Source organism: Stenotrophomonas sp. STEN240, from assembly GCF_056756175.1.
On record NZ_JBRRBO010000012.1, the window covers coordinates 94,894 to 114,850 of the forward strand.

Here is a 19,957-nt window from a genome sequence, read left to right on the forward strand (position 1 = left end):
CGTGCCCCGCGTTATTCGAACCATCACGCTCAACTCCACGGCTTCGGATGCGAACTTCCGAGCCTTCGTGTCTGAGGTTGAGAGCCTGCTCGCCGCCTGCGGGCTGGTACGCACGACCGACACCGGGCAGATCAACTCTGCAACCGTAGCTCTCCCCTCGGTCGCGACCTTCGCGGGCTACAGCGTCTGGCGTTTTAACGACCCTCTGCAGTCCGCTGCCCCCGTATTTTTGAAGTTTCAGTTTGGAGTCGGTGCGAGCACGAACCGTTATGCAACGACGCTACAGATCGGCAAAGAGACCGATGGGGCCGGCAACCTCGTTGCGGCTACGTCCACCGCCGTGATCTCGTCAGTGCCTGGTACGGCCTCGAGCACTGCCTCGACAACGTGCTATGCCACCCATTCTGCAGGCTTTTTCGCCATCTCATTCGGGCTCGGGTATTACCCCGCAGCCTATACCGGCTGCTGCGACTGGATCGTGGAGCGCGTCAACGACAATACGGGGGCCGCTACGGCCGAAGGGGTCGTTGTGGTCGGGCCCTCGGCCAACGGCCAGCGCGCCCTGGCTCCTCAATCCGTTGTTGCCCGGTACCTCCCGTCGTTCTCGCTCACGACCGGCGGCGCATTGGGCTTTGTTCCATTCGCGGTGAACGATTCGAAGGTAGGGTTGTCTCCGCAATTGCCATTGCATTTCGTGCCGCTGCCGAAGTGGCGTCCTTTGGTCGGCACGGCCTCGAACATCGCGGGCGAAGTCACCGAGGGTCAGACATTTGAGGCAACCCTAGTGGGCACCGTGCCCCGGACCTACATCGGCCTCGGGGGTGCTTTTGGGTGCACCGCCGGCACGTCACCCACGACCCACACTGCAGTCCTATGGGAGGAGTGACGCATGGCAGACCCGATCAGCGGCTTCGATACGCAGACAATCTCCGTGCTTGGGGAAGACGGCTCGGTCGAGGCACTAGCATCCGTCCAGGCAATTGACCTTTCGCCACCTCAAGGCAACACAGCCCCCCAGACCCACGTAGTAGTCAGCCTCACGGGCTGAAAAGACAGGGCGGCGGCCCGACACCGGCAAGTGCCAGACCGCCGCTGCAACACACCTGATCTCACCAGGTGGCTTTGGCCGAGGCCCTGTTGCTCTCGAGAGCGCGGCAAGTCTCGGCGATCAACATCGCAAAAGGTGAGACATGCCCAATCCTGCAATCCCTTGGCCCGGCGGCAAGCGCCGGCTGATCAAACACCTGTATCCCCACTTCCCGGTCCATGAGTGCTACGTCGAAGCGTTCGCCGGTGGCGCGGCCGCGTTGCTGATGCGCCCCTATCCCGCCCCTGTGGAGGTCATCAACGACATCAACGGAGAGCTGGTGCGGCTATACCGGTGCATTCGACACCACCTCGATGAGTTCATCCGCCAGTTCCGCTGGTCGCTGGTGAGCCGGCAGATGTTCGAATGGGCCCAAATGGAGCGGCCGGAGACCCTGACCGACATCCAGCGGGCCGCCCGGTTCTACTACCTGCAGAAGCTGGCCTTCGGCGGCAAAGTGCAAGGCCAGAGCTTCGGCTACGTTGCCAGTGGCAGTGGCCCGCGGCTCAACTTGCTGCGCATCGAGGAGGAGCTGAGTGCCGTCCACCTGCGGCTGGCCAACGTCATCGTCGAGCATGGCCCATGGCACGAGGTCGTCGAGCGCTATGACCGGCAGGCGACGCTGCACTACTGGGACCCGCCGTACTGGGAAACGGAAGGCTACGGCGTGGAATTCCCCTTCGCTGAGTACGAGCGGATGGCCGATTGGATGCGGCAGGCCAAGGGCAAGGTAGTGCTTTCGATCAACGATCACCCAGAGATCCGCCGGGTCTTCGCCGGTTTCGACTTTGTACCCCTGCAACTGCGCTATACCTTGGGCAAAGAGGGCCGCGACACGGCAGCCGGGGAGTTGATCATCAAGAGCTGGAACGACAGCCAGGCGAGGCTGATCTAGCGCGCCCACTCAGAAAGGTTGATGGCATTGCGCTGGGTCGCATCCCGAAGCAGAAGGTCTAGGGCGCGATTCAATACATCGCGCCCCTGTTGAGCCTTCAGTCCTTCCGAGGCGGAGAGTGGGTGCGCGATGCCGTACTCTCTTTCCGCGCTGTCGTAATCATCCTGCAGATCCATGCAGTCCAGCCACGCGCGGTAGGCGGACTGCAGTGCGGCATGGGCAACAAGTACCGGGGCTTGGTTGTGGATCACGGGCGTGCCTCGTGGATGCGGTTGGTGCGTCCATATCTACGTCCCGGTTCTATAGACCTAAGTTATTTTCTTTGTCTGCACCCAATGAGGCTTCTTCAACCCATTGGCGGCACATGCAATGAACAGCCCAGCCACAATGGACATCCGAATTCGCACTCTTCCCTGGAGGGTTGCCGTCGACCTGATGCTGCACGGCATCGTGGCCGCCGATGCTATGCGTCCCCACAACCGCCTTCTGTCCTGTGAGCTGCGGGATGAGCTGCAGTCCTATAGGGCTAGATGAACCCCTGCAAGCTGCCCTCTGGATACACGCCAAGCTTCACTAGCCATGTGGCCACCAGCTCAATGATCGCCGTCTCGTCTTCGGGGTATTGGTCGATCAGGCGCTCTTCTACGTCGTCGCAGACTTCCCAGAACTGCTCACACTCGCCGTGCTGCTGCAGCGCGTGCCGGATCTCATTGAACGCCAGCTCGTAGTCGGCCCTTTGCTGATCATTCATCGTCAACTCCCGGCTCAACCATGCCTGCATCCCGGATGATCTTCTCCACGCGCTGGTGAAAGTAGATCCAGTCGGCCGGGGCCACGTACTGCTCGATAACCTCGGCTTCCCCGGCGACCTCTTCGGCCTGCTCACCTTCGGGGCTGGACTTGGCGATCGTGGCTGCCCGGGCCTTGAGGTCGTCCAGGCGGTGGTTCAGCTCGGCGCGGGTCAATTTGGCGTCCATGGACAAATCCTAAAGCTGGTGGGCGTTATGCTCCGGTCAAACGGAGGTGACGCGTGTGCTATTCAGCTCAGATCGAAGCCGACTACAAGAAGTTCGTACGCGAATTCGGTGCAGTGGTGGACTTGGGGCTGTTTGCTCAGCTTTGGCTGCGCGACAACAACAAGACCCGCCGACCGAAGACGCCCAGGGCGCTGGATCTGTCGTTCCTCCGGCCCGGTGACTCGAGCGTGGGCGCTATTGCTGCCGAGATTCGGGAATGGGACAACGAGGAAGTCGCACAGCTTGAGACGGAGTTGGCCAGGCAGGCCGAGCGTCTGGCCACTGCCGAGCAGAAGCTGGCCACCAAGCCCACGAAGACCGCGGCGAACGAGCAGCGGATCGCCGGCAACAAGATCGAGCAGACTAAGCGCAGGATTGCCGACCTGAAGCGCGCAAACCTTGAAGCCCGGGATTCCCGCATGTTCCCTGGGTACTACTGTCCGGTGCTGGTCAGCGAGGGCGGCAAGATGGTTGTGAAGCCGATGCGGTACCAGTGTCGTCCCGCTGGGAAGCCAGCGTTCTACGATGAGAAGTACCCGGGCACCTACAACGCCCGGCGCGACAAGCTGGAGGGCTTCTGGAAGGGGGAGTTCGGCCACACGCATGGCCTGCTACTGGTCGACACCTTCTACGAGAACGTGGAGGGCGAAGACGGCAAGAACAGGGTGGTCCAGTTCACCCCTCGCAATGGCGAGCTGATGCTGGTGGCCTGCTTGTGGTCACACTGGACTGACCCGAAGGGCCAGGAGCCGGATCTGCTGAGTTTCGCGGCAATCACCGACGAGCCGGAGCCCGAGGTGGCCGCCGCCGGCCATGACCGGACCATCATCAACATCAAGCCTGAGCACATCGAGGCCTGGCTCAACCCGGACCCCGCGAACCTGCAGGCCCTGTACGCGATCTTCGATGACAAGCGGCACCCGTTCTACGAGCACAAGATCGCGGCTTAAATACTTCTCAACCCAGTGCTGTGGTCCTTTTGCTATTCGAAACGAGCACTCTCAGTCAGGAGAGAGCAGGACGTCTTCAAATAGTCGGATTTCAGGATGCTCCGCCCAAAGCCGCGCCACCGCGCGCCGGAACTCGCTTTGATCTATCTCGGTGAAGGAGGTAATCGTGCCGAGCGGCAGCTTTTCGTGAGACGATAGATCGATACTCACTTCTTGCTCCCAGGGAACCCTTGTCGAATTTTCACGAAACTCGATTCCGCACTCGGCAAGCAAGACAGTGTCTGTTTCAACCAGCGTCCCTTTCTGGCCCGCAAACCAGATCGCCACCTCCCTTGAGAGGCTGAAACTGAGCCATGAATGCGGATATTGGCGGCTATCGACTGCAGTAAGGGTCAGAGCATTTTGCACGCATTCTGAAACATAGATGTCGGTGGCTCCTGCTCCTATCGTGTCGTCGCTGGCGTAGACCTGCCCCGTCCTCGCCGGTCCCTTCCTCGAAATCCCGGACCCATCATTGAAGGAGGCGGAGGTAATCCCTCGGTACAACTTCAATCTGCCCACCCCTTGTCGTAAGTGAGGGGTAAGTGTAGTCGGAGACGCATCTGGAGTGGCCTAGATGTCCGTGTACAGAAGCCGGCTGATCGCACGATTTGAGAGCAGTTGGCTACACGCTAACTCGATGCTCCCGACCCCCTACAACTGGCTCGATAACCCCGACACCTGCTACCTGTGCTTCAACTACGCGACCGTGGCGGTCCTGAAGCTGGAGGCGGGCAGGGTGGCCGGCACCCTCAACTGGCAGGGCCGGTCCTTCTGGTTCAATGCCGGCTCCTACCGCCAGGGCAAGATGTGGGTAGAGCGCTGGATCGCTGCGCGGGGCGATGACTTGCCGAGCAGGCCGGTGAAGCCTCGCCGTCGATCGCGGGAGAAGATGGTGCTGCAGGCACTGATCAGCAAGCAGCCCGCGGCTGAGGTGAGGGTGCCGAGGTAAGCTCGGCACTGCAGTCGAACGACATTCCGGACTGCAAATTATTCCTCGATCTATTCCAGCGGGGACTGCCGAGCTTGGCTCGGCAGTTAATAGCTTCGTGCGGACCCATCACTTCGTGACTCGTGAGCCCAGCTGATCACGATGCGTCACCCAGCCACCTCTTGGTCGTTCCCAGCAGCGTGATCGTCACCCGCAGGTCCCACATCCTTGCTCCGTCACGCAAGCTGCGGGTTCTGGGCGTAACGCATCTACGAGACTTCGACTGGAGCGATCGATGGTTACAGGCGCGCGGCCAATTTCTCAATTGCGTCCCTGGCATCATTGAGGTACGCCGACTTAACCTCAACGCGATGCCCATTGATGGTTTGCTTTCCGACCGTTACTGAGTGGAAGGGCAGTCCTTTGGCGAACGCAACAACACCAGTCGTCTGAAAGTCCCGTACTTCCACGAAAGCATCGTTGATGCCCGTGAACGTGAAGAGCTCTGGATTCGTCACCATGAGCGCCCCCACGTCCTGCTCAATCGAACGGAGAACCGCCACATAGGCTGAGGCAGGTCCCATATACTGAGTAAGCCGATTCTTCGCGATGAGGTGAACTTTTGGAAGCGCACGCTCAGCAGCTTTCAGCTTTGTCGCGAATGCGTATGCGGAGTAAATCTCCGATGGAAGCTTGAGCCCGTAGACAAGTGAAAACGCGTTCTGAATTGCCCGGCGCGAGGAATCGTCCGCCATCACAGGAAGAACAATTCGATCTGAAGTCGCTAGTGCAATCTGTGTGTACAAAGAAAAACTGGGATTGCAGTCGATGAAGACGGTGTCGTATTCGGACTCGAGTTGCTTGAGGAAGTCACTCAGCCAGTCAATGACGGCAATCCATGCATTGGTGCCCGGAATGTTGTTGTTCGCCAAAGTATTAACGGCGTTGGACTGCAATTCCAACAGTGGGTCGCCGCACACGAGGTCGATGTTGTGCGGGATCCCAGCGTTGAACCTGGCAGGGTTGGTAATGAAGTCGTGAGAGTTGAATGTAGGTGGCGAGTATGGGGACGGCAGACGCATTTGAAAGTAACCGCCAATGCTGCAGCGGGGAACCAACCCTTGCTGTCCGAGTAATTTCTCGCTGCCCCTATTATTAAGCCCACCCAAAAGCAACTCTGAAAGATTTGCCTGAGGGCACATGTCAAGGACAAGGACCCGCTTTCCAGGATTGACGGCTGCATAGCGAGTGATCGCCTGAAACGCCAAGCTGGTCTTCCCCGTGCCGCCCTTGTTGTTCCAAAACGCGTATTTAAAATCCATCGCGCAACCTCCCAAAGTGTCGTGTTTGGACATAGTACTGTCCGTTATGGACGCGTGCAAGTCGAATCAGGACTATTCACGGATGCTTGAGTGCGTCGCGATCGGTGCGATTGACCGGCCTCAATATTGGCTCCATGACGACGACAAGCAGGAAGGCCCAGTGGGCACGAAAGCGGGCGGCATCACTGTGGGACCAGGCCCGGCAGGTGGACGCAGCAGCGTCCGGCGATTGGCGATCGAGGCACAGGAGCAGCACCGGCGCCGACAAGCTGCGTCGGGAGGCCGCCAAGTTCGAGGCGATGGCAGCTCGGTGGGAGGGCGACTATATAGACTTGGCCGGCTGAGCCCGCAGCTTGTCCAGATAATCAGCCCATTCCTGCATCATCTTCCTGCGTTCCGGCAGGTGTGATGTCCGGTTGTAGGATCGGCCGTTCGGGTCCCGGACCTCATGCGCCAGCTGGTGCTCGATGATGTCCGGCCGGAAGCCCAGCACCTCGTCCAAAATGGTGCGCGCCGTCGCCCGGAACCCATGGCCGGTGACAGTGCCGGTCTCGTAACCCATGCGGCGCAGCGCCGCGGTGACGGCGTTCTCGGACATCGGCCTGTCGCGTGACCGGGCAGACGGGAACACGTAGCGCCCCCGGCCCGTGAGCGGCTTGATCTCTCCCAGCACTGCCAGCACCTGCTCGGAAAGCGGCACCAAGTGGGGCCGGCGCATCTTCATGCGCGATGCCGGGATGGTCCAAGTCTTTCCATCCAGATCGAACTCTGCCCATTCGGCCTGCCGCAGCTCCCCAGGGCGCAGGAAGACCATCGGTGCCATCTGCAGAGCGCAGCGTACAACCATCGTCCCGCTGTAGCTGTGCATCGCCCGGAGCAATGGCGCCAGCTCGTCCGGGTCGGTAACCGCAGCGAATGAATTGTCAGGCGGCGAGGCGAGGGCGCCACGTAGGTCGGCGACCGGGTTTCGCTTGGCTCTGCCGGTGGCGATGGCGTACCGCATGACCTGGCCACAGTTCTGCATGATGCGGTGGGCGGACTCGATGGCGCCGCGGCCCTCGACTCGCCGGGCAACGGCCAGGAAGTCGGTGGCCTCCAGCTCTGCCGCCGGCCTGCTGCCGATCCAGGGGAAGACGTCGTTGTCGAGCCATGCCGCGACCTTGATCCGGTAGCTATCCACCCAGTCACGTTTGGTCAGCCATTCCCGGGCGATTACCTCGAAAGTATTGGCGCCCAGCTCGGCGCGTGCAGCGGCTGCTGCCTTCTTGTGCTCCCCGGGATCGACGCCTCTGGCCAGCAGCTGGCGAGCATCCTCACGACGCTGCCGGGCGAGGGCAAGCGGGACATCGGGGTAGATGCCCAGGGCAAGCAGCTTCTCCTTGCCGGCTACGCGGTACTTCCAGCGCCAGTAACGGGCACCGGTCGGCTGAAGCAGCAAGTACAAGCCGCCACCGTCAGAGAGCTTCAGGGGTTTGTCACCGGGCTTGGCGCGGCGAATTGCGAGATCGGACAGGGGCATGTGGACTCGGGCGGTCTTGGGGGTATCGACTCCGGGGTAACCCCCAGATACCCCATGTTGTACCCCCACCGTCGCACAGACTGAAACGCACAACGGCGCACAGGCGCGGAAACAAAAAAGGCCGGAAACCCTTGTTGTTGTTGGGTTTCCGGCCTGTTTCGGGCCTTGACGGCCACTTCATTGGTGGAGGTGGGCGGAATTGAACCGCCGTCCGAAGGCACTCCATCCCCGGCACTACATGCTTAGCTCACCGTTGGATCTCGCCCTGTGGCAGCACGGTGTGCAAAGCGCACCCCAGGACCAGCCTGTTTTGGTTAAGCCGTGACTGACAGGCAGCCGTCACAGCCGGTTCCGTGATAATGACCCTACATCCACGAGCACGGGCACAAGTGGGTTCGGGGCTTACGCCTTAAGCGGCGAGAGCGTAGTTGTCGTCGTTGGCAACTAGAGTTTTGCAGCTGGATTTACGAGGAAAGCTACCCCCTCGGCATGCGCCAAGCGACTTCACAACCCCCGTCGAAACCAGTGCACCCCCGGTTAAGCGTTGATTTGTAAAGGTTCTGATCCTTTCGTGCCGACCAAACAGAGCAGAAACCTCGCTGACAGGGAGGATGCTACGGCAAAGAACCTGAACAGTCACGTGATAAGCGCGCATCCGACTCTGTCGATGGAAGGCTTGCGGTCCCGGTGCTCAACGTTCTGCTCTGCGAGCCTGCGGCAGGTCGGCTGGATGAAGCAGAATGCCCGCTTCATTCGTAGCACCGATATCTTAGGAGCACCCCGTGACGCTGGAAGCGTATTTGAGCAGTCATTTCGTTGATAAACCCACCTTCGCCTCGCTCGCCAACATTTCGTCTGCCCGCCTTGATGCGCTGCTGGCGGCCCAGGCCGTACCGGCGGCGTCCTACACCTGCAGCAATGGTGTGATCCGCTCGGCAGCATTCGGCGAGACAGCGATCAGCGAGCCGATTGAAGGGGAATTTTTCAGGCCGGAATGCGCTCGATGGGCCTTGATTGCCGATCAGGCGGCGCCCGGCGAAGAGCGCGACGCGGTGAGCACCGTGCTCGCGGGAGAGCTTGAGCGGCACCTGAGGAGCTGCGGCCTGGAGGTGTCCGCGGTGGAGGCGAAGGTAGCGAGTCTGCTGCCGCACTTTTTCAATGGCACGTTTGGCCTGTGTGTCGCGGCCCCGTCCAGCGGTGCGGGCATCGCTAAAAAGGAATTTCTCCAGGACAAGCTTGTAGCGCTTACCCGCAACGGAACCGAAACCGAACCTGCGGGTATCAGGCGAAGTGAGTTGTTGAAGCTGGTCGATGACTACGCCAACGCTGCGATGCCTTTTTCACCCGCCGAGTACGACCGCAGCAGCCGGAAGCGCCTGGTTGACGATTTCCGGGTGCTTCTGGCCAGCGACTGACGCTTCCGGCGTTCGACGCTGGATCGGCAGCGTATTCGCAACTGCCCGGGCACGCTTGCAGATCAACCGCCTGCTGCAGGCTTATAGCGATGAGCAGGCCGTTGACGTGGAGGAACGCGGGCGCGGAATCAGCGCGACTTCAAGGCCTTGAATACGAGCATTGAGCCGGTCATCAGGCAGGCGATGATGGTCGCGATTGACAGCGGCAGATGGAATTCCTGGCGGCCTGCCAAGGCGAAGCCAGCATGCAGCAGGGCGGTAAGGACGCCCATGCCTCCGCAGAGCAGGGCGTAACGCCTTGCGTTCGGCGTGCGCAGCACAACGTGTTGATAGCCGTGCAGCAGTATGCCGACCGCCACAGCGTTGAATACCAGAAAGCCCTGGATGCCGCCGGGAACCCGGAACATTTCCCACTCATGCCAGAAGGCAGCGTCGATCTGATGGGCAATCAAGGACAGCAGCGTTGCGGTGTACCAGCGATCCATCGTGAATGAGCTCCAGATCAGGCCGCTAGTCTAGTCAACTATCCCTTCGATGGCTGCCGAGGCAGCAAGTCCTTGTGCGGCGGGTCGTGCGTGGGAGTTAACGCCGCACCGACCTTTCTGCGACGTTTGACGCCTGAGCATGAGTGCCTGGACGTTTGGTGAAGTGAGGGCGGTCATGCAGCAGCGCGATGTGCGCAGCCTGCAATCATTGGCGGGCGATGTAGGGGCTGGGTTCCGGCGGCGGGCCTTGGCGCCTGCGCTGGTCTATGCGGTGTTGCTGATGGTGGTGCTGATTGCGGTCTTGGCTGGGCGGGGTCATTGGCCGCAGGTGGCGCCGTTGATGCTGCTGTTCTGTGCCGGAATGGTGGGGCGGATGCGCTCGATGCGGCGGCGCTGGTTGGGCATCTACCTGGCGGCGGTGACGTTGTTGCTGCTGTTGCAGTCGCCCTGGTCCGGGTTGGCGCCGGCGGGTGTGGAACGGGTGGCCTTGGTGGCAATGGCCTTTGCCTTGGCGCAGGTGTTGATTTACACCGTGCGGCTGTTGCAGCTTGCGCAGGAATTGCAGCTGCAGGCCAATGACCTGGATGATGCCGCGATCCTGGCCTTGTTGCCGCCGGAGGCTGCCGAAGATGCACGCCGGTGGCTGGCGGGGGATGACCGCAAAGTTGCCGAATTGAGGGACGTGGTCAGCTTGAGCGTGCTGTGCGCAACACTGCGGTCGCCCGGCACGCAACGCCGCCGGTCGCGGCGGGAACTGTTGCGCTGAAGCATCTGGCGCGGATAAAGCTGCTCTCGACAGCCCTCTCGGGCAGCTGCAGCGCGTGCGCGCACAACCTCAGCGCATGTAACCGAAAGCGAACTGGTCGAGGGCCGGTTTGGTTCATTCGTCCTGGAACGTTGGTCGTGTTGGCAGGTTGTGTTCATGCGCCAGCCAGGGTGGGTTTTCGGCATACATCTCCTGGATGAGCTGTTTGACCAACTGGATGTACTCGGATTCATCCGACCGACGGTAGTTGAGGATGACCGGGGATGTAGCCCGCTCCCCTTCGATGAGGCGGTAGACAATGTCGCTGCGCAGCTGCCGTGAAGCGCTGGGGACGATGCACATGCCGGTCTCCGCGGCCACCAGCCCAAGCGCGCTCTGCAGTTCCTTGGCCTCCAGCACCTCGGAGGGCTGAACGTTGGTCTCATGCAGCAAGCTGAGGACATGGTCGGCGAAACCTGGTCGAACATCCTTCGGGTAGACGATCAGCAGTTTTCCCGACAGCGCGGAGAGCGCCAAGCGCAACACCTCCGGCGGCGATGAAGGTGAGCTGGCACGCCTGCACACCACGGTGAAGTACACGTTCTAGTGCCTGTGCGCATGCTGCGGAGGCTGCAGCATGCAGCATGTTCCGGCCAGTCGACGCCCGCAGCGGCTGGTTGCTTGCGGGTTGGCGATGCGGCGGTTGCTCGTATCTGTGGACTTCACAATGCGCAGATGCGCTGGGCCGGCGTTGCTGTGGCGCTGCCCGCCATGTGGCGTGCTGCGCGACTAGAGGTGCTTGCGCAGATATATCCGCTGGTGGCCGGGCGGGAAATCGGCGAGTCGGCCGAACACCTCGTAGCCGTGGCGCAGGTAAAAGCCCTCGGCCTGCCAGTCGAAGGTGTCCAGCACTACGCTGTGTGCGCCGGCGGCCTTTGCCTGTTGTTCGGCCTGCAGCAGCAGTTGGCCGCCCAGGCCCTGGTCACGGAGCTCGGGATCAACCCAGAGCACGTGGATGGCGAGCCAGCCTGCGCAGATGTCGCCGAACAGGCCGGCGCAAGGCCTTGCGTCTGCCCCCTGGATGACCAGCTGCAGCGGCAGCTCATCGAAACTATTGCCGCTGGCCTTGCGGTTGAAGGCCAGCAGCTGTGCGCACAGCGCCTGCACATCCTGCGCGCTGGCTGCCTGCACCGTGCGCTGTGCAGGCATCAGGCGTTGCGGTTGTGGGCACGCATGGCGCGCTGCTTCTCACGGTCCCAGTCGCGTTCCTTGGCGGTGTCGCGCTTGTCGTGATTCTGCTTGCCCTTGGCCAGCGCGATCTCGATCTTGATCTTGTTCTTTTTCCAGTACATCGCGGTGGGTACCAGCGTGTAGCCGTCACGCTCGACGCGGCCGATCAGCTTGTCGATCTCGCGCCGGTGCAGCAGCAGCTTGCGCTGGCGGCGGTCTTCCGGAACGGTGTGGGTGGAGGCCTGGATCAACGGGGTGATCTGCGCGCCGATCAGGAAGATCTCGCCATCCTTCACATAGGCGTAGGCGTCAGTCATGTTGCCGCGGCCGGCGCGGATGGCCTTGACCTCCCAGCCCTGCAGCACCAAGCCGGCTTCGACCCGATCCTCCAGGTGGAATTCGTGGCGCGCGCGCTTGTTCAACGAGATGGTTTTGTCGGCCGTCCCGTTCTTTGCTTTATCCTTGCTTTGTTTCGTGCTCATTTCCGTATTGTCTCCGATTCGGGGGCTTCCCGAACACTTTCTGTATCTGTATCGCCATGACTACCATTCGTCGCAGCGCGCTGGTCGAACACTCCGCCGAGCGCATGTTCAATCTGGTCAACGATGTCGCCGCCTATCCTGGCCGGTTCCGCTGGTGTGACAAGGCGGAAATCCGGGAGCAGGGCGAGGAGCGACTGGTTGCCCGCCTCGATCTGGGCCTGGGTTCGTTCCGTACCTGGTTCATGACCGAAAACACCTTGCAGCGGCCGCACAGCATCGACATGAAGCTGCGCGAGGGCCCGTTCAAGCGCCTGCATGGCCGCTGGGAGTTCCACTCCCTGTCCGAAAGTGCCTGCAAGGTCACCCTGGAGCTGGAGTTCGAGCCGACCTCGCGCCTGCTGGGGCCGGCCTTGGCGCTGGGTTTCCAGGGCCTGGCTGACCGCATGGTCAACGATTTCGTGCGCGTGGCCGATCAGGAGCCTTGAAGATGCGCGTGGACGTGGTGCTGGCCTGGCCGGACCGTTACCAGCACCGGCAGCTTGAGCTGGCGGAAGGTTGCACGGTCGCCGAGGCGGTAGCGCAGGCGGCGCTGGATGGCGCTGCCGATGCTGTGGCAATGGCGGTGCACGGTGTGCTTGCGCAGCCGCAACAGCGGCTGCTGGACGGTGATCGCATCGAGCTGCTGCGTCCGTTGCTGGCCGATCCCAAAGAGAATCGCCGCCGGCGGGCGCGCGGCGGCGATTGATTCTGCGGCAGGGGCGCTGGCTCAGCGGCCCTTTTTCTTGTCCTTGGCCAGGTTGCGGCCGAACTGGCGCACGCTGTTGCGGGCCAGGTCGGCATCCTGCGTCGGGAAGTAGTCGCCTTCCCAGCGGGTGACCTGGTCGTTATCGAAGAACACGGTGAAATTCTTCACCTCGGTCCTGCCCAGGCGGTTCACGCGCTGGCTGGCGGTGTAGTCCCAACGCTGGGCGTGGAACGGGTCAGCGATGGACGGCGTGCCCAGCAGCGCGTTGACCTGCTGCTTGCTTTGGCCGACCTGCAACTGCGCCACGGACTGTTCACGGATCAGGTTGCCCTGATAGATGGGCTGCTTGTAGATGATGCCGCAGCCAGTAGTGGACAGGGCGACAACGGCGATCAACAGGAGGTTGCGCATTAGGTAGGGCGGTTGAGGAAATCAGGTCGATGATACACTCCCCGGCACCCAGCGCGATCTGACCGGAGATAACTGGCGTTAAACCGCCAATGAACACGATGGCCATGGAATCCAATGACCTGCGCAAAGTCGGCTTGAAAGTAACGCATCCGCGGATGCGCATCCTTGCTTTGCTCGAGCAGAACACCCCCCATCAGCACCACCTCACTGCCGAGGACATCTACCGCAAGCTGCTTGATTGCGGTGATGAGATCGGGCTGGCCACGGTTTACCGTGTGCTGACCCAGTTCGAAGCGGCGGGCCTGGTGCTCAAGCACAACTTTGAAGGCGGCCAGGCGGTTTATGAGCTGGACCGCGGCGGCCACCACGACCATATGGTGGACGTGGACTCGGGCAAGATCATCGAGTTTGAAAGCCCGGAAATCGAGGAGCTGCAGCGGAAGATCGCGGCAGAGCACGGTTTTGAGCTGGAAGAACACTCGCTGGTCTTGTACGTGCGTAAAAAGCGTAAGTAAGGCCTTGGCGGCACGACCCTTTGGCTGTTGCTGCTGAATCAAAAACACCGGCCAATGGCCGGTGTTTTTGTTTGTGTCCCTCGTATTAACCGATGGCAAGTGCCCACTGTAGCGCCGAGCCATGCTCGGCAAGGGCTTTCTCGAGCCACTGACAGCCCGCACCGTAGTGCCGAGCCATGCTCGGCAAGGGCTTTCCCGAGCCACTGTCAGGCCGCACCGTAGTGCCGAGCCATGCTCGGCAAGGGCCTTTGGAGCCAAGCCCGAAGAGCCAAGAGCTGCCCTCACCCCAACCCCTCTCCCGCAGGCGGGAGAGGGGCTTTTAAAGCCAAAGCCAAAGCCCAAGCCCAAGCCCAAGCCCAAAGCCCAAGCCCAAAGCCCAAAGCCCAAAGCCCAACCCGCCGTCCTCACGCCTCCGTCAGCAGCTTCCGCGCAGCCGCTCGCGCTTCCTTGCTCACCTCAGCGCCACCCAGCATCCGCGCAAGCTCTTCCTCGCGGCCCTTGGCATCCAGCAGCTCAACCGCACTCTGGGTCATGCCTTCCACCGGGGCCTTGCTTACCCGGTAATGCGCGTGGCCCTTGGAGGCGACCTGCGGCAGATGGGTCACGCACAGCACCTGGCGGCGTTCGCCAAGGGCGCGCAGTTTCTTGCCGACGATGTCGGCAATGGCGCCGCCAATGCCTGAATCCACTTCGTCGAAAACCATCGTCGGCACCGCATCCAGGCCCAGGGCGGCGACTTCGATCGCCAGCGAAATGCGCGACAGCTCACCGCCTGAGGCCACCTTGCGCAGGGCGCGGGCGGGCTGGCCGGCGTTGGCGGCGACCAGGAATTCGACCCGCTCGGCACCATTCGGGTCCGGGCGCAGCTGTGCCTGCGGCTCCAGCTCGATGCGGAATTGGCCGCCGCCCATGCCGAGCTCGCCAATCAGCGCGGTGGTGGTCTCTGAAAGAGAGCTCGCCGCGGTTTGGCGGCTGCTGGAAAGGGTGGCGGCCACGGCCTGCCAGCGGGCCGCAGCCTTGTCGATCTCGCCGGCCAGCTTGGCCAGGCGCTCGTCGGCGCCGCGCAGCTGCTCCAGCTCGGTTTCCAGGCGGTCGCGGGTGGCGGCAAGGTCTTCCATTGGCACGCGGTGCTTGCGGGCCAGGTCGTGCAGGCGGCCCAGGCGGCGTTCGATGTCTTCAAAGGCCTCCGGGTCGCTGTCCAGGTCGTCTTGGACCCGGTCCAGCTGGGCAAGGGCTTCGTGCAGCTGGATGCCGGCGGCATCGAGCATGGCGTCGACGTCGCCAAGCCTGGCGTCGTGTTGGCTGACCCGTCCCAGCTCGTGCCGTACCTGCTGCAGCAGAGACAGTAGGGAGGGGCCGTCCTCATCGCCATTGAGCAGGCCGCCGGCGCGTTGGCAGGCCTCGATCAGGGCGGTTGAATGGGCTTGGCGGCGGTGGCTGGCGCCCAGCGCGACAATCGCCGCCGGCTCCAGTTCCTCGCGCTGCAGCTCGCCCAGCTGGTGTTCGAGAAAGCCGATCCGGTCGGAAACATCGCCTTGCTGGGACAGCGCATCGCGCTCGTCCAGCAACGCCTGCCATTGGCTGGCGGCACCGCGCACGGCGGCACGCTCGGCCTCATTGCGGGCGAAGGCGTCAAGCAGGGCCAGCTGGCTGGGGCGCGACAGCAGGGCCTGCTGGTCATGCTGGCCATGGATTTCGACCAGGAAACCGGCCAGTTCGGACAGTTGCGACACCGGTACCGGGCGGCCGTTGATGAAGGCGCGGGAGCCGCCGTCGGCGCGGATCACCCGCCGCAGCTGGCATTGCTCCTCGTCATCGAGCTCGTTGTCGCGCAGCCAACTGCGTGCCGGGGCGTCGTCTTCCAGGCTGAATTCGGCCGACAGCTCGGCACGGCTGGCGCCATGGCGGACCACGCCGGAGTCGGCGCGCAGGCCGGACAGAAAGCCTAAAGCGTCCACCATCAATGACTTGCCGGCGCCGGTTTCACCGGAAACGACAGTCATGCCTGGGCCGAACTCCAGTTCGGTGGCGCGGACAACGGCAAAATCCTTGATCGATAGATGTCTGAGCATGGCTGGCAGGTCTAGGGGCCGGGCAAAACTAGCACGCGTGCCGGGCAGGTCAATGTAGGTGAGGCGATGGCCTGCCCAGATTAGGAACAATGCGTCTCACAGAGTGAGCCAGAGCCTTGAAACTTCCAGTACAGCCCACATACGGGGCGAGGTAGACGGCAGATCATCCGTCAGGGAAACCAGAAATGAACCAAGAGCACACTGAATTCGACCCCGAGAACACCGCCAACGGCGGTGACGACGCGCACCACGACCAGATCGAGGCGCTGCGCGCCGAGCTGGAGCAGGTCAAGGCCGAATCGCTGCGCGAACGCGCCGATCTGGACAACCAGCGCAAGCGTGTGGCCCGCGACATCGACCAGGCCCGCAAGTTCGCCAACGAGAAGCTGCTTGGCGAATTGCTGCCGGTGTTCGACAGCCTCGACGCAGGCTTGGCTGCCGCTGCCAGCGAGCCCAATCCGCTGCGCGAAGGTATGGAATTGACCTACAAGCAGCTGCTCAAAGTAGCCGCTGACAATGGTCTGGTCCTGCTGGACCCGGCCGGCCAGGCTTTCAATCCGGAGCATCACCAGGCCATCAGCCAGGTGCCGGCACCGGCTGGCGTGGCCCCGGGCGCGGTAGTGACCGTGTTCCAGAAGGGCTACCTGCTCAACGAGCGCCTGCTGCGGCCGGCGCTGGTTGTGGTGGCCCAGGCCGACTGATCGGCCGCGCTGGCTGGCCGCTGCCTTAATCAGGCGCGGCTGCCGGCAAACACTGTTCCGGGGATGACTTGAATGTCATCAGGTCCTCCCCCACATCCCATTCATCCCCGGCGGCTGCCGGCAAACGAATACTCAGGAGTCCCCCATGGGCAAGATCATTGGTATCGACCTCGGCACCACCAACTCGTGCGTGGCGATCATGGACGGCGGCAAGGCCCGCGTCATTGAAAACTCGGAAGGCGACCGCACCACGCCCTCCATCGTCGCCTACACCAAGGACGGCGAAGTACTGGTGGGTGCCTCGGCCAAGCGTCAGGCCGTCACCAACCCGAAGAACACCTTCTACGCGGTGAAGCGCCTTATCGGCCGCAAGTTCACCGACGCCGAAGTGCAGAAGGACATCGCCCACGTGCCGTACGGCATCCTGGCGCATGACAACGGCGATGCATGGGTACAGACCAGCGATGCCAAGAAGATGGCACCGCAGGAAATTTCTGCCCGCGTGCTGGAAAAGATGAAGAAGACCGCCGAAGACTTCCTCGGTGAAAAGGTCACCGAAGCGGTCATCACCGTGCCGGCCTACTTCAACGACAGCCAGCGCCAGGCAACCAAGGACGCAGGCCGCATTGCCGGTCTGGACGTCAAGCGCATCATCAACGAGCCGACCGCCGCTGCCCTGGCCTATGGCCTGGACAAGGGTGACAACAAGGATCGCAAGATCGTTGTGTACGATCTGGGCGGCGGCACCTTCGACGTGTCGATCATCGAGATCGCCAACGTCGACGGCGAGAAGCAGTTCGAAGTGCTGGCCACCAACGGTGACACCTTCCTGGGCGGCGAAGATTTCGACAACCGCGTCATCGAGTACCTGGTTGAAGAGTTCCAGAAGGACCAGGGCATCGACCTGCGCAAGGATCCGTTGGCTCTGCAGCGCCTGAAGGACGCTGCTGAGCGCGCCAAGATCGAGCTGTCGACCGCGCAGCAGACCGAAGTCAACCTGCCGTACGTCACTGCAGACGCTTCCGGTCCGAAGCACCTGAACATCAAGCTGACCCGCGCCAAGCTGGAAAGCCTGGTCGAAGAGCTGATCAAGAAGTCGATCGAGCCGTGCCGCGTTGCGTTGAATGACGCCGGTCTGCGTTCGAGCGACATCAGCGAAGTGATCCTGGTCGGTGGTCAGACCCGCATGCCGAAGGTGCAGCAGGCCGTGACCGAGTTCTTCGGCAAGGAACCGCGCAAGGACGTCAACCCGGACGAAGCCGTGGCACTGGGTGCCGCGATCCAGGGCGGCGTGCTGGGCGGCGACGTCAAGGACGTGCTGCTGCTGGACGTGACCCCGCTGTCGCTGGGTATCGAGACCATGGGTGGCGTGTTCACGAAGATCATCGAAAAGAACACCACCATCCCGACCAAGGCCTCGCAGACCTTCTCGACCGCTGAGGACAACCAGTCGGCCGTGACCGTGCACGTGCTGCAGGGTGAGCGCGAGCAGGCCCGTTACAACAAGTCGCTGGCCAAGTTCGACCTGTCCGGCATCGAGCCGGCACCGCGCGGCATGCCGCAGGTTGAGGTGTCCTTCGACATCGACGCCAACGGCATCCTGCACGTGTCGGCCAAGGACAAGAAGACCAACAAGGAACAGAAGGTCGAGATCAAGGCCGGTTCGGGTCTGTCCGAGGACGAGATCGCACGCATGGTCGCCGACGCGGAAGCCAACCGCGAAGAAGACAAGAAGTTCCAGGAGCTGGTGCAGACCCGCAACCAGGCCGACGGTCTGATCCACGCCACCCGCAGCGCCATCACCGAGCATGGCAGCAAGGTTGGCGGCGACGTGATCGGCAAGGTTGAAGCCGCACTGGCCGATCTGGAAACGGCAATGAAGGGCGACGACAAGGCACAGATTGAAGCCAAGTCGAAGTCGCTGGAAGAAGCCGGTCAGGCCTTGTTTGCCGCCGCTTCGGCCGGTGAGCAGGGTGGCCCGGCGCCGGGCGCCGATGCTGGCGCCCAGTCCAATGACGACGTAGTGGACGCTGAGTTCACCGAAGTCAAAGACGACAAGAAGTAAGCAAGGCCGGAGTTGTGCCTGGGGATTCGGGATACGGAGCTAGCGCTCCGGCTCCCGGGTCCCCTTCCGGTATCTGCAATACCCGGCTTTCTGTCCCTGATTTCCAACCCCGATTCCAGAACCTCATGTGCCGATGAAACGCGATTATTACGAAGTACTGGGCGTAGCCCGCACCGCAACCGATGAAGAGCTGAAGAAGGCCTATCGCCGTTGCGCGATGAAGCACCACCCGGACCGCAATCCGGGCGACGCTGCCGCCGAATCCGCCTTCAAGGAGTGCAAGGAGGCGTACGAAACCCTGTCCGACGGCAATAAGCGGCGCATGTACGACGCCCACGGCCATGCTGCGTTCGAGCACGGCATGGGCGGCGGTGGTGGTCAGGGCGGCCCGGACATGAACGATATTTTTGGCGACATCTTCGGCAATATTTTTGGCGGAGGTGGCGGCGGTCCGCGCCAGCCGCGTCGCGGTGCCGACATCGGCTACGTGATGGAGCTGGACCTGGAAGAAGCGGTGGCCGGCGTTGAGCGCCGCATCGAGATTCCGACCCTGGCCGAATGTGGCGATTGCGACGGCAGCGGCTCGGAAGACCGCAAGGTTGAGACCTGCAATGTCTGCGGTGGTCGCGGCCAGGTACGTGTGCAGCGTGGCATCTTTGCCATGCAGCAGGCCTGCCATAACTGCGATGGTCGCGGTCAGATCATCAGCAAACCGTGCAAGACCTGCCACGGCAACGGTCGCATCGAAGAAGACAAGGTGCTGTCGGTCAAAGTGCCGGCAGGCGTGGACACCGGTGACCGCATCCGTCTGCAGGGCGAGGGCGAAGCTGGCCCAGCCGGTGCACCGGCCGGTGACCTGTATGTGGAAGTGCGCGTGCGTGAGCATGCAATCTTCACCCGCGATGGCGATGACCTGCACTGCGAAGTGCCGGTGCGCATCTCGCAGGCAGCGCTGGGTGACTCGATCCGTGTGGCAACCCTGGGCGGCGAGGCGGAAATCCGCATCCCGGCCGAGACCCAGACCGGCAAGTTGTTCCGCCTGCGTGGCAAGGGCGTCAAATCGGTGCGCAGCCGCACCGAAGGCGACCTGTACTGCCGCATCGTGGTGGAAACCCCGGTCAACCTGACTGCAGAACAGCGCAAGCTGCTGGAACAGTTTGAATCCACGTTCAGCGGTGAAGACGCGCGCAAGCATTCGCCGAAGTCGGCAACCTTCATCGATGGCGTAAAAGGCTTCTGGGAACGCATGAAGTCCTAAGGCACCACCTGTAGTGCCGAGCCATGCTCGGCATCAGCTCCACCTGTAGTGCCGAGCCATGCTCGGCAATGGCC

At 62.3% G+C, this 19,957-nt stretch carries 24 protein-coding genes and 1 other RNA gene; 12 read left to right on the plus strand and 13 right to left on the minus strand.

The features are described from left to right. The first annotated feature begins 1 nt into the window (after position 1). Positions 2-886 carry a hypothetical protein gene (locus tag ACVOKO_RS07940; RefSeq protein ID WP_346498394.1) on the plus strand — a complete coding sequence of 295 codons (885 nt, stop codon included), beginning with the start codon at positions 2-4 and terminating at the stop codon, positions 884-886. A gap of 304 nt (positions 887-1,190) precedes the next feature. Beyond that, complete coding sequence (locus ACVOKO_RS07945) at positions 1,191-1,982, plus strand: DNA adenine methylase (RefSeq protein WP_346498395.1); 792 nt, start codon at positions 1,191-1,193, stop codon at positions 1,980-1,982. Here ACVOKO_RS07945 and ACVOKO_RS07950 read toward each other — a convergent pair. The 3 genes from ACVOKO_RS07950 to ACVOKO_RS07960 all read right to left on the minus strand — a co-directional run bounded on the left by ACVOKO_RS07950 (position 1,979) and on the right by ACVOKO_RS07960 (position 2,959). Then, positions 1,979-2,233, minus strand: coding sequence for a hypothetical protein (locus ACVOKO_RS07950; protein WP_346498396.1), 255 nt, complete (start codon positions 2,231-2,233; stop codon positions 1,979-1,981). The genes ACVOKO_RS07945 and ACVOKO_RS07950 overlap by 4 nt on opposite strands. A 275-nt stretch (positions 2,234-2,508) precedes the next feature. Continuing rightward, positions 2,509-2,733, minus strand: coding sequence for a hypothetical protein (locus tag ACVOKO_RS07955; protein ID WP_346498397.1), 225 nt, complete (start codon positions 2,731-2,733; stop codon positions 2,509-2,511). Next, positions 2,726-2,959 carry a hypothetical protein gene (locus tag ACVOKO_RS07960; protein ID WP_346498398.1) on the minus strand — a complete coding sequence of 78 codons (234 nt, stop codon included), beginning with the start codon at positions 2,957-2,959 and terminating at the stop codon, positions 2,726-2,728. Before ACVOKO_RS07960 ends, ACVOKO_RS07955 begins: the two co-directional genes overlap by 8 nt. A gap of 53 nt (positions 2,960-3,012) precedes the next feature. Between ACVOKO_RS07960 and ACVOKO_RS07965 the strand changes: the two genes are divergently transcribed. Then, a complete protein-coding gene (locus ACVOKO_RS07965; protein ID WP_346498399.1) occupies positions 3,013-3,948 on the plus strand; it encodes an SOS response-associated peptidase family protein in 936 nt (311 codons plus the stop codon). A gap of 51 nt (positions 3,949-3,999) precedes the next feature. On the opposite strand, the gene ACVOKO_RS07970 is transcribed toward ACVOKO_RS07965, so the two are convergent. Further along, positions 4,000-4,356 carry a hypothetical protein gene (locus ACVOKO_RS07970; RefSeq protein ID WP_346498400.1) on the minus strand — a complete coding sequence of 119 codons (357 nt, stop codon included), beginning with the start codon at positions 4,354-4,356 and terminating at the stop codon, positions 4,000-4,002. Positions 4,357-4,627: 271 nt separating this feature from the next. Between ACVOKO_RS07970 and ACVOKO_RS07975 the strand changes: the two genes are divergently transcribed. Further along, positions 4,628-4,939, plus strand: a complete 312-nt coding sequence (locus ACVOKO_RS07975) for a hypothetical protein (RefSeq protein WP_346498401.1) — start codon at positions 4,628-4,630, stop codon at positions 4,937-4,939. A 278-nt stretch (positions 4,940-5,217) separates the two neighbouring features. Here ACVOKO_RS07975 and ACVOKO_RS07980 read toward each other — a convergent pair whose 3' ends face one another. The 3 genes from ACVOKO_RS07980 to ssrA all read right to left on the minus strand — a co-directional run bounded on the left by ACVOKO_RS07980 (position 5,218) and on the right by ssrA (position 8,294). Then, the gene (locus tag ACVOKO_RS07980) at positions 5,218-6,273 is read right to left on the minus strand and encodes a ParA family protein (RefSeq protein WP_346498402.1); all 1,056 of its coding nucleotides are present in this window, start codon (positions 6,271-6,273) and stop codon (positions 5,218-5,220) included. 289 nt (positions 6,274-6,562) lie between these two features. Continuing rightward, entirely contained in the window at positions 6,563-7,759 is a 1,197-nt protein-coding gene (locus ACVOKO_RS07985) for a tyrosine-type recombinase/integrase (protein ID WP_430980731.1), read from the minus strand. 181 nt (positions 7,760-7,940) lie between these two features. Then, positions 7,941-8,294: a transfer-messenger RNA gene (ssrA, locus tag ACVOKO_RS07990) on the minus strand. 247 nt (positions 8,295-8,541) lie between these two features. Between ssrA and ACVOKO_RS07995 the strand changes: the two genes are divergently transcribed. Next, complete coding sequence (locus tag ACVOKO_RS07995; protein WP_346498403.1) at positions 8,542-9,174, plus strand: DUF6058 family natural product biosynthesis protein; 633 nt, start codon at positions 8,542-8,544, stop codon at positions 9,172-9,174. A 128-nt stretch (positions 9,175-9,302) separates the two neighbouring features. On the opposite strand, the gene ACVOKO_RS08000 is transcribed toward ACVOKO_RS07995, so the two are convergent. After that, positions 9,303-9,659, minus strand: a complete 357-nt coding sequence (locus ACVOKO_RS08000; protein ID WP_346498404.1) for a DUF6713 family protein — start codon at positions 9,657-9,659, stop codon at positions 9,303-9,305. A 139-nt stretch (positions 9,660-9,798) separates the two neighbouring features. Between ACVOKO_RS08000 and ACVOKO_RS08005 the strand changes: the two genes are divergently transcribed. Then, entirely contained in the window at positions 9,799-10,425 is a 627-nt protein-coding gene (locus ACVOKO_RS08005; protein WP_346498405.1) for a hypothetical protein, read from the plus strand. 114 nt (positions 10,426-10,539) lie between these two features. On the opposite strand, the gene ACVOKO_RS08010 is transcribed toward ACVOKO_RS08005, so the two are convergent. The 3 genes from ACVOKO_RS08010 to smpB all read right to left on the minus strand — a co-directional run bounded on the left by ACVOKO_RS08010 (position 10,540) and on the right by smpB (position 12,116). Then, positions 10,540-11,004, minus strand: a complete 465-nt coding sequence (locus ACVOKO_RS08010) for a LysR substrate-binding domain-containing protein (RefSeq protein WP_346498406.1) — start codon at positions 11,002-11,004, stop codon at positions 10,540-10,542. Positions 11,005-11,193: 189 nt separating this feature from the next. Next, complete coding sequence (locus ACVOKO_RS08015; RefSeq protein WP_346498407.1) at positions 11,194-11,613, minus strand: GNAT family N-acetyltransferase; 420 nt, start codon at positions 11,611-11,613, stop codon at positions 11,194-11,196. Next, positions 11,613-12,116 carry an SsrA-binding protein SmpB gene (gene smpB / locus ACVOKO_RS08020; protein ID WP_346498408.1) on the minus strand — a complete coding sequence of 168 codons (504 nt, stop codon included), beginning with the start codon at positions 12,114-12,116 and terminating at the stop codon, positions 11,613-11,615. The genes ACVOKO_RS08015 and smpB overlap by 1 nt, the downstream gene beginning before the upstream one ends. A gap of 56 nt (positions 12,117-12,172) precedes the next feature. Between smpB and ACVOKO_RS08025 the strand changes: the two genes are divergently transcribed. Both ACVOKO_RS08025 and ACVOKO_RS08030 read left to right on the plus strand, forming a co-directional pair. Next, positions 12,173-12,601 carry a type II toxin-antitoxin system RatA family toxin gene (locus ACVOKO_RS08025; RefSeq protein WP_346498409.1) on the plus strand — a complete coding sequence of 143 codons (429 nt, stop codon included), beginning with the start codon at positions 12,173-12,175 and terminating at the stop codon, positions 12,599-12,601. 2 nt (positions 12,602-12,603) lie between these two features. Then, on the plus strand, positions 12,604-12,861 hold the full coding sequence (locus tag ACVOKO_RS08030; RefSeq protein WP_346498410.1) for an RnfH family protein: 258 nt from the start codon (positions 12,604-12,606) through the stop codon (positions 12,859-12,861). 21 nt (positions 12,862-12,882) lie between these two features. On the opposite strand, the gene ACVOKO_RS08035 is transcribed toward ACVOKO_RS08030, so the two are convergent. Continuing rightward, positions 12,883-13,272 carry an outer membrane protein assembly factor BamE gene (locus tag ACVOKO_RS08035; protein WP_346498411.1) on the minus strand — a complete coding sequence of 130 codons (390 nt, stop codon included), beginning with the start codon at positions 13,270-13,272 and terminating at the stop codon, positions 12,883-12,885. A 104-nt stretch (positions 13,273-13,376) separates the two neighbouring features. Between ACVOKO_RS08035 and fur the strand changes: the two genes are divergently transcribed. Next, positions 13,377-13,787, plus strand: coding sequence for a ferric iron uptake transcriptional regulator (gene fur, locus ACVOKO_RS08040; protein ID WP_057629813.1), 411 nt, complete (start codon positions 13,377-13,379; stop codon positions 13,785-13,787). A gap of 404 nt (positions 13,788-14,191) precedes the next feature. Here fur and recN read toward each other — a convergent pair whose 3' ends face one another. Beyond that, entirely contained in the window at positions 14,192-15,859 is a 1,668-nt protein-coding gene (gene recN / locus ACVOKO_RS08045; protein ID WP_346498412.1) for a DNA repair protein RecN, read from the minus strand. A 185-nt stretch (positions 15,860-16,044) separates the two neighbouring features. On the opposite strand from recN, the gene grpE reads away from it, so the two are divergent. From grpE to dnaJ, 3 genes are all read left to right on the plus strand, one after another. After that, positions 16,045-16,560, plus strand: coding sequence for a nucleotide exchange factor GrpE (gene grpE / locus ACVOKO_RS08050; RefSeq protein WP_346498413.1), 516 nt, complete (start codon positions 16,045-16,047; stop codon positions 16,558-16,560). 145 nt (positions 16,561-16,705) lie between these two features. Beyond that, positions 16,706-18,625 (plus strand): molecular chaperone DnaK, encoded by a 1,920-nt coding sequence (gene dnaK / locus ACVOKO_RS08055; RefSeq protein WP_346498414.1) that lies wholly within the window; start codon positions 16,706-16,708, stop codon positions 18,623-18,625. Positions 18,626-18,758: 133 nt separating this feature from the next. Next, positions 18,759-19,883 (plus strand): molecular chaperone DnaJ, encoded by a 1,125-nt coding sequence (gene dnaJ / locus ACVOKO_RS08060; protein ID WP_346498415.1) that lies wholly within the window; start codon positions 18,759-18,761, stop codon positions 19,881-19,883. Positions 19,884-19,957 lie beyond the last annotated feature (74 nt).

Bases quoted from the DNA above. Each gene is read 5' to 3' on its own strand.
- dnaJ (WP_346498415.1), top strand. From the start codon at position 18,759: ATGAAACGCGATTATTACGAAGTACTGGGCGTAGCCCGCACCGCAACC.
- ACVOKO_RS07975 (WP_346498401.1), top strand. From the start codon at position 4,628: ATGCTCCCGACCCCCTACAACTGGCTCGATAACCCCGACACCTGCTAC.
- ACVOKO_RS08005 (WP_346498405.1), top strand. From the start codon at position 9,799: ATGAGTGCCTGGACGTTTGGTGAAGTGAGGGCGGTCATGCAGCAGCGC.
- ACVOKO_RS08035 (WP_346498411.1), bottom strand. From the start codon at position 13,272: ATGCGCAACCTCCTGTTGATCGCCGTTGTCGCCCTGTCCACTACTGGC.
- fur (WP_057629813.1), top strand. From the start codon at position 13,377: ATGGAATCCAATGACCTGCGCAAAGTCGGCTTGAAAGTAACGCATCCG.
- ACVOKO_RS08015 (WP_346498407.1), bottom strand. From the start codon at position 11,613: ATGCCTGCACAGCGCACGGTGCAGGCAGCCAGCGCGCAGGATGTGCAG.
- ACVOKO_RS08000 (WP_346498404.1), bottom strand. From the start codon at position 9,659: ATGGATCGCTGGTACACCGCAACGCTGCTGTCCTTGATTGCCCATCAG.
- grpE (WP_346498413.1), top strand. From the start codon at position 16,045: ATGAACCAAGAGCACACTGAATTCGACCCCGAGAACACCGCCAACGGC.
- ACVOKO_RS07980 (WP_346498402.1), bottom strand. From the start codon at position 6,273: ATGTCCAAACACGACACTTTGGGAGGTTGCGCGATGGATTTTAAATAC.
- ACVOKO_RS07985 (WP_430980731.1), bottom strand. From the start codon at position 7,759: ATGCCCCTGTCCGATCTCGCAATTCGCCGCGCCAAGCCCGGTGACAAA.
- smpB (WP_346498408.1), bottom strand. From the start codon at position 12,116: ATGAGCACGAAACAAAGCAAGGATAAAGCAAAGAACGGGACGGCCGAC.
- recN (WP_346498412.1), bottom strand. From the start codon at position 15,859: ATGCTCAGACATCTATCGATCAAGGATTTTGCCGTTGTCCGCGCCACC.
- ACVOKO_RS08030 (WP_346498410.1), top strand. From the start codon at position 12,604: ATGCGCGTGGACGTGGTGCTGGCCTGGCCGGACCGTTACCAGCACCGG.
- ACVOKO_RS07960 (WP_346498398.1), bottom strand. From the start codon at position 2,959: ATGGACGCCAAATTGACCCGCGCCGAGCTGAACCACCGCCTGGACGAC.
- ACVOKO_RS08025 (WP_346498409.1), top strand. From the start codon at position 12,173: ATGACTACCATTCGTCGCAGCGCGCTGGTCGAACACTCCGCCGAGCGC.
- dnaK (WP_346498414.1), top strand. From the start codon at position 16,706: ATGGGCAAGATCATTGGTATCGACCTCGGCACCACCAACTCGTGCGTG.
- ACVOKO_RS07945 (WP_346498395.1), top strand. From the start codon at position 1,191: ATGCCCAATCCTGCAATCCCTTGGCCCGGCGGCAAGCGCCGGCTGATC.
- ACVOKO_RS07955 (WP_346498397.1), bottom strand. From the start codon at position 2,733: ATGAATGATCAGCAAAGGGCCGACTACGAGCTGGCGTTCAATGAGATC.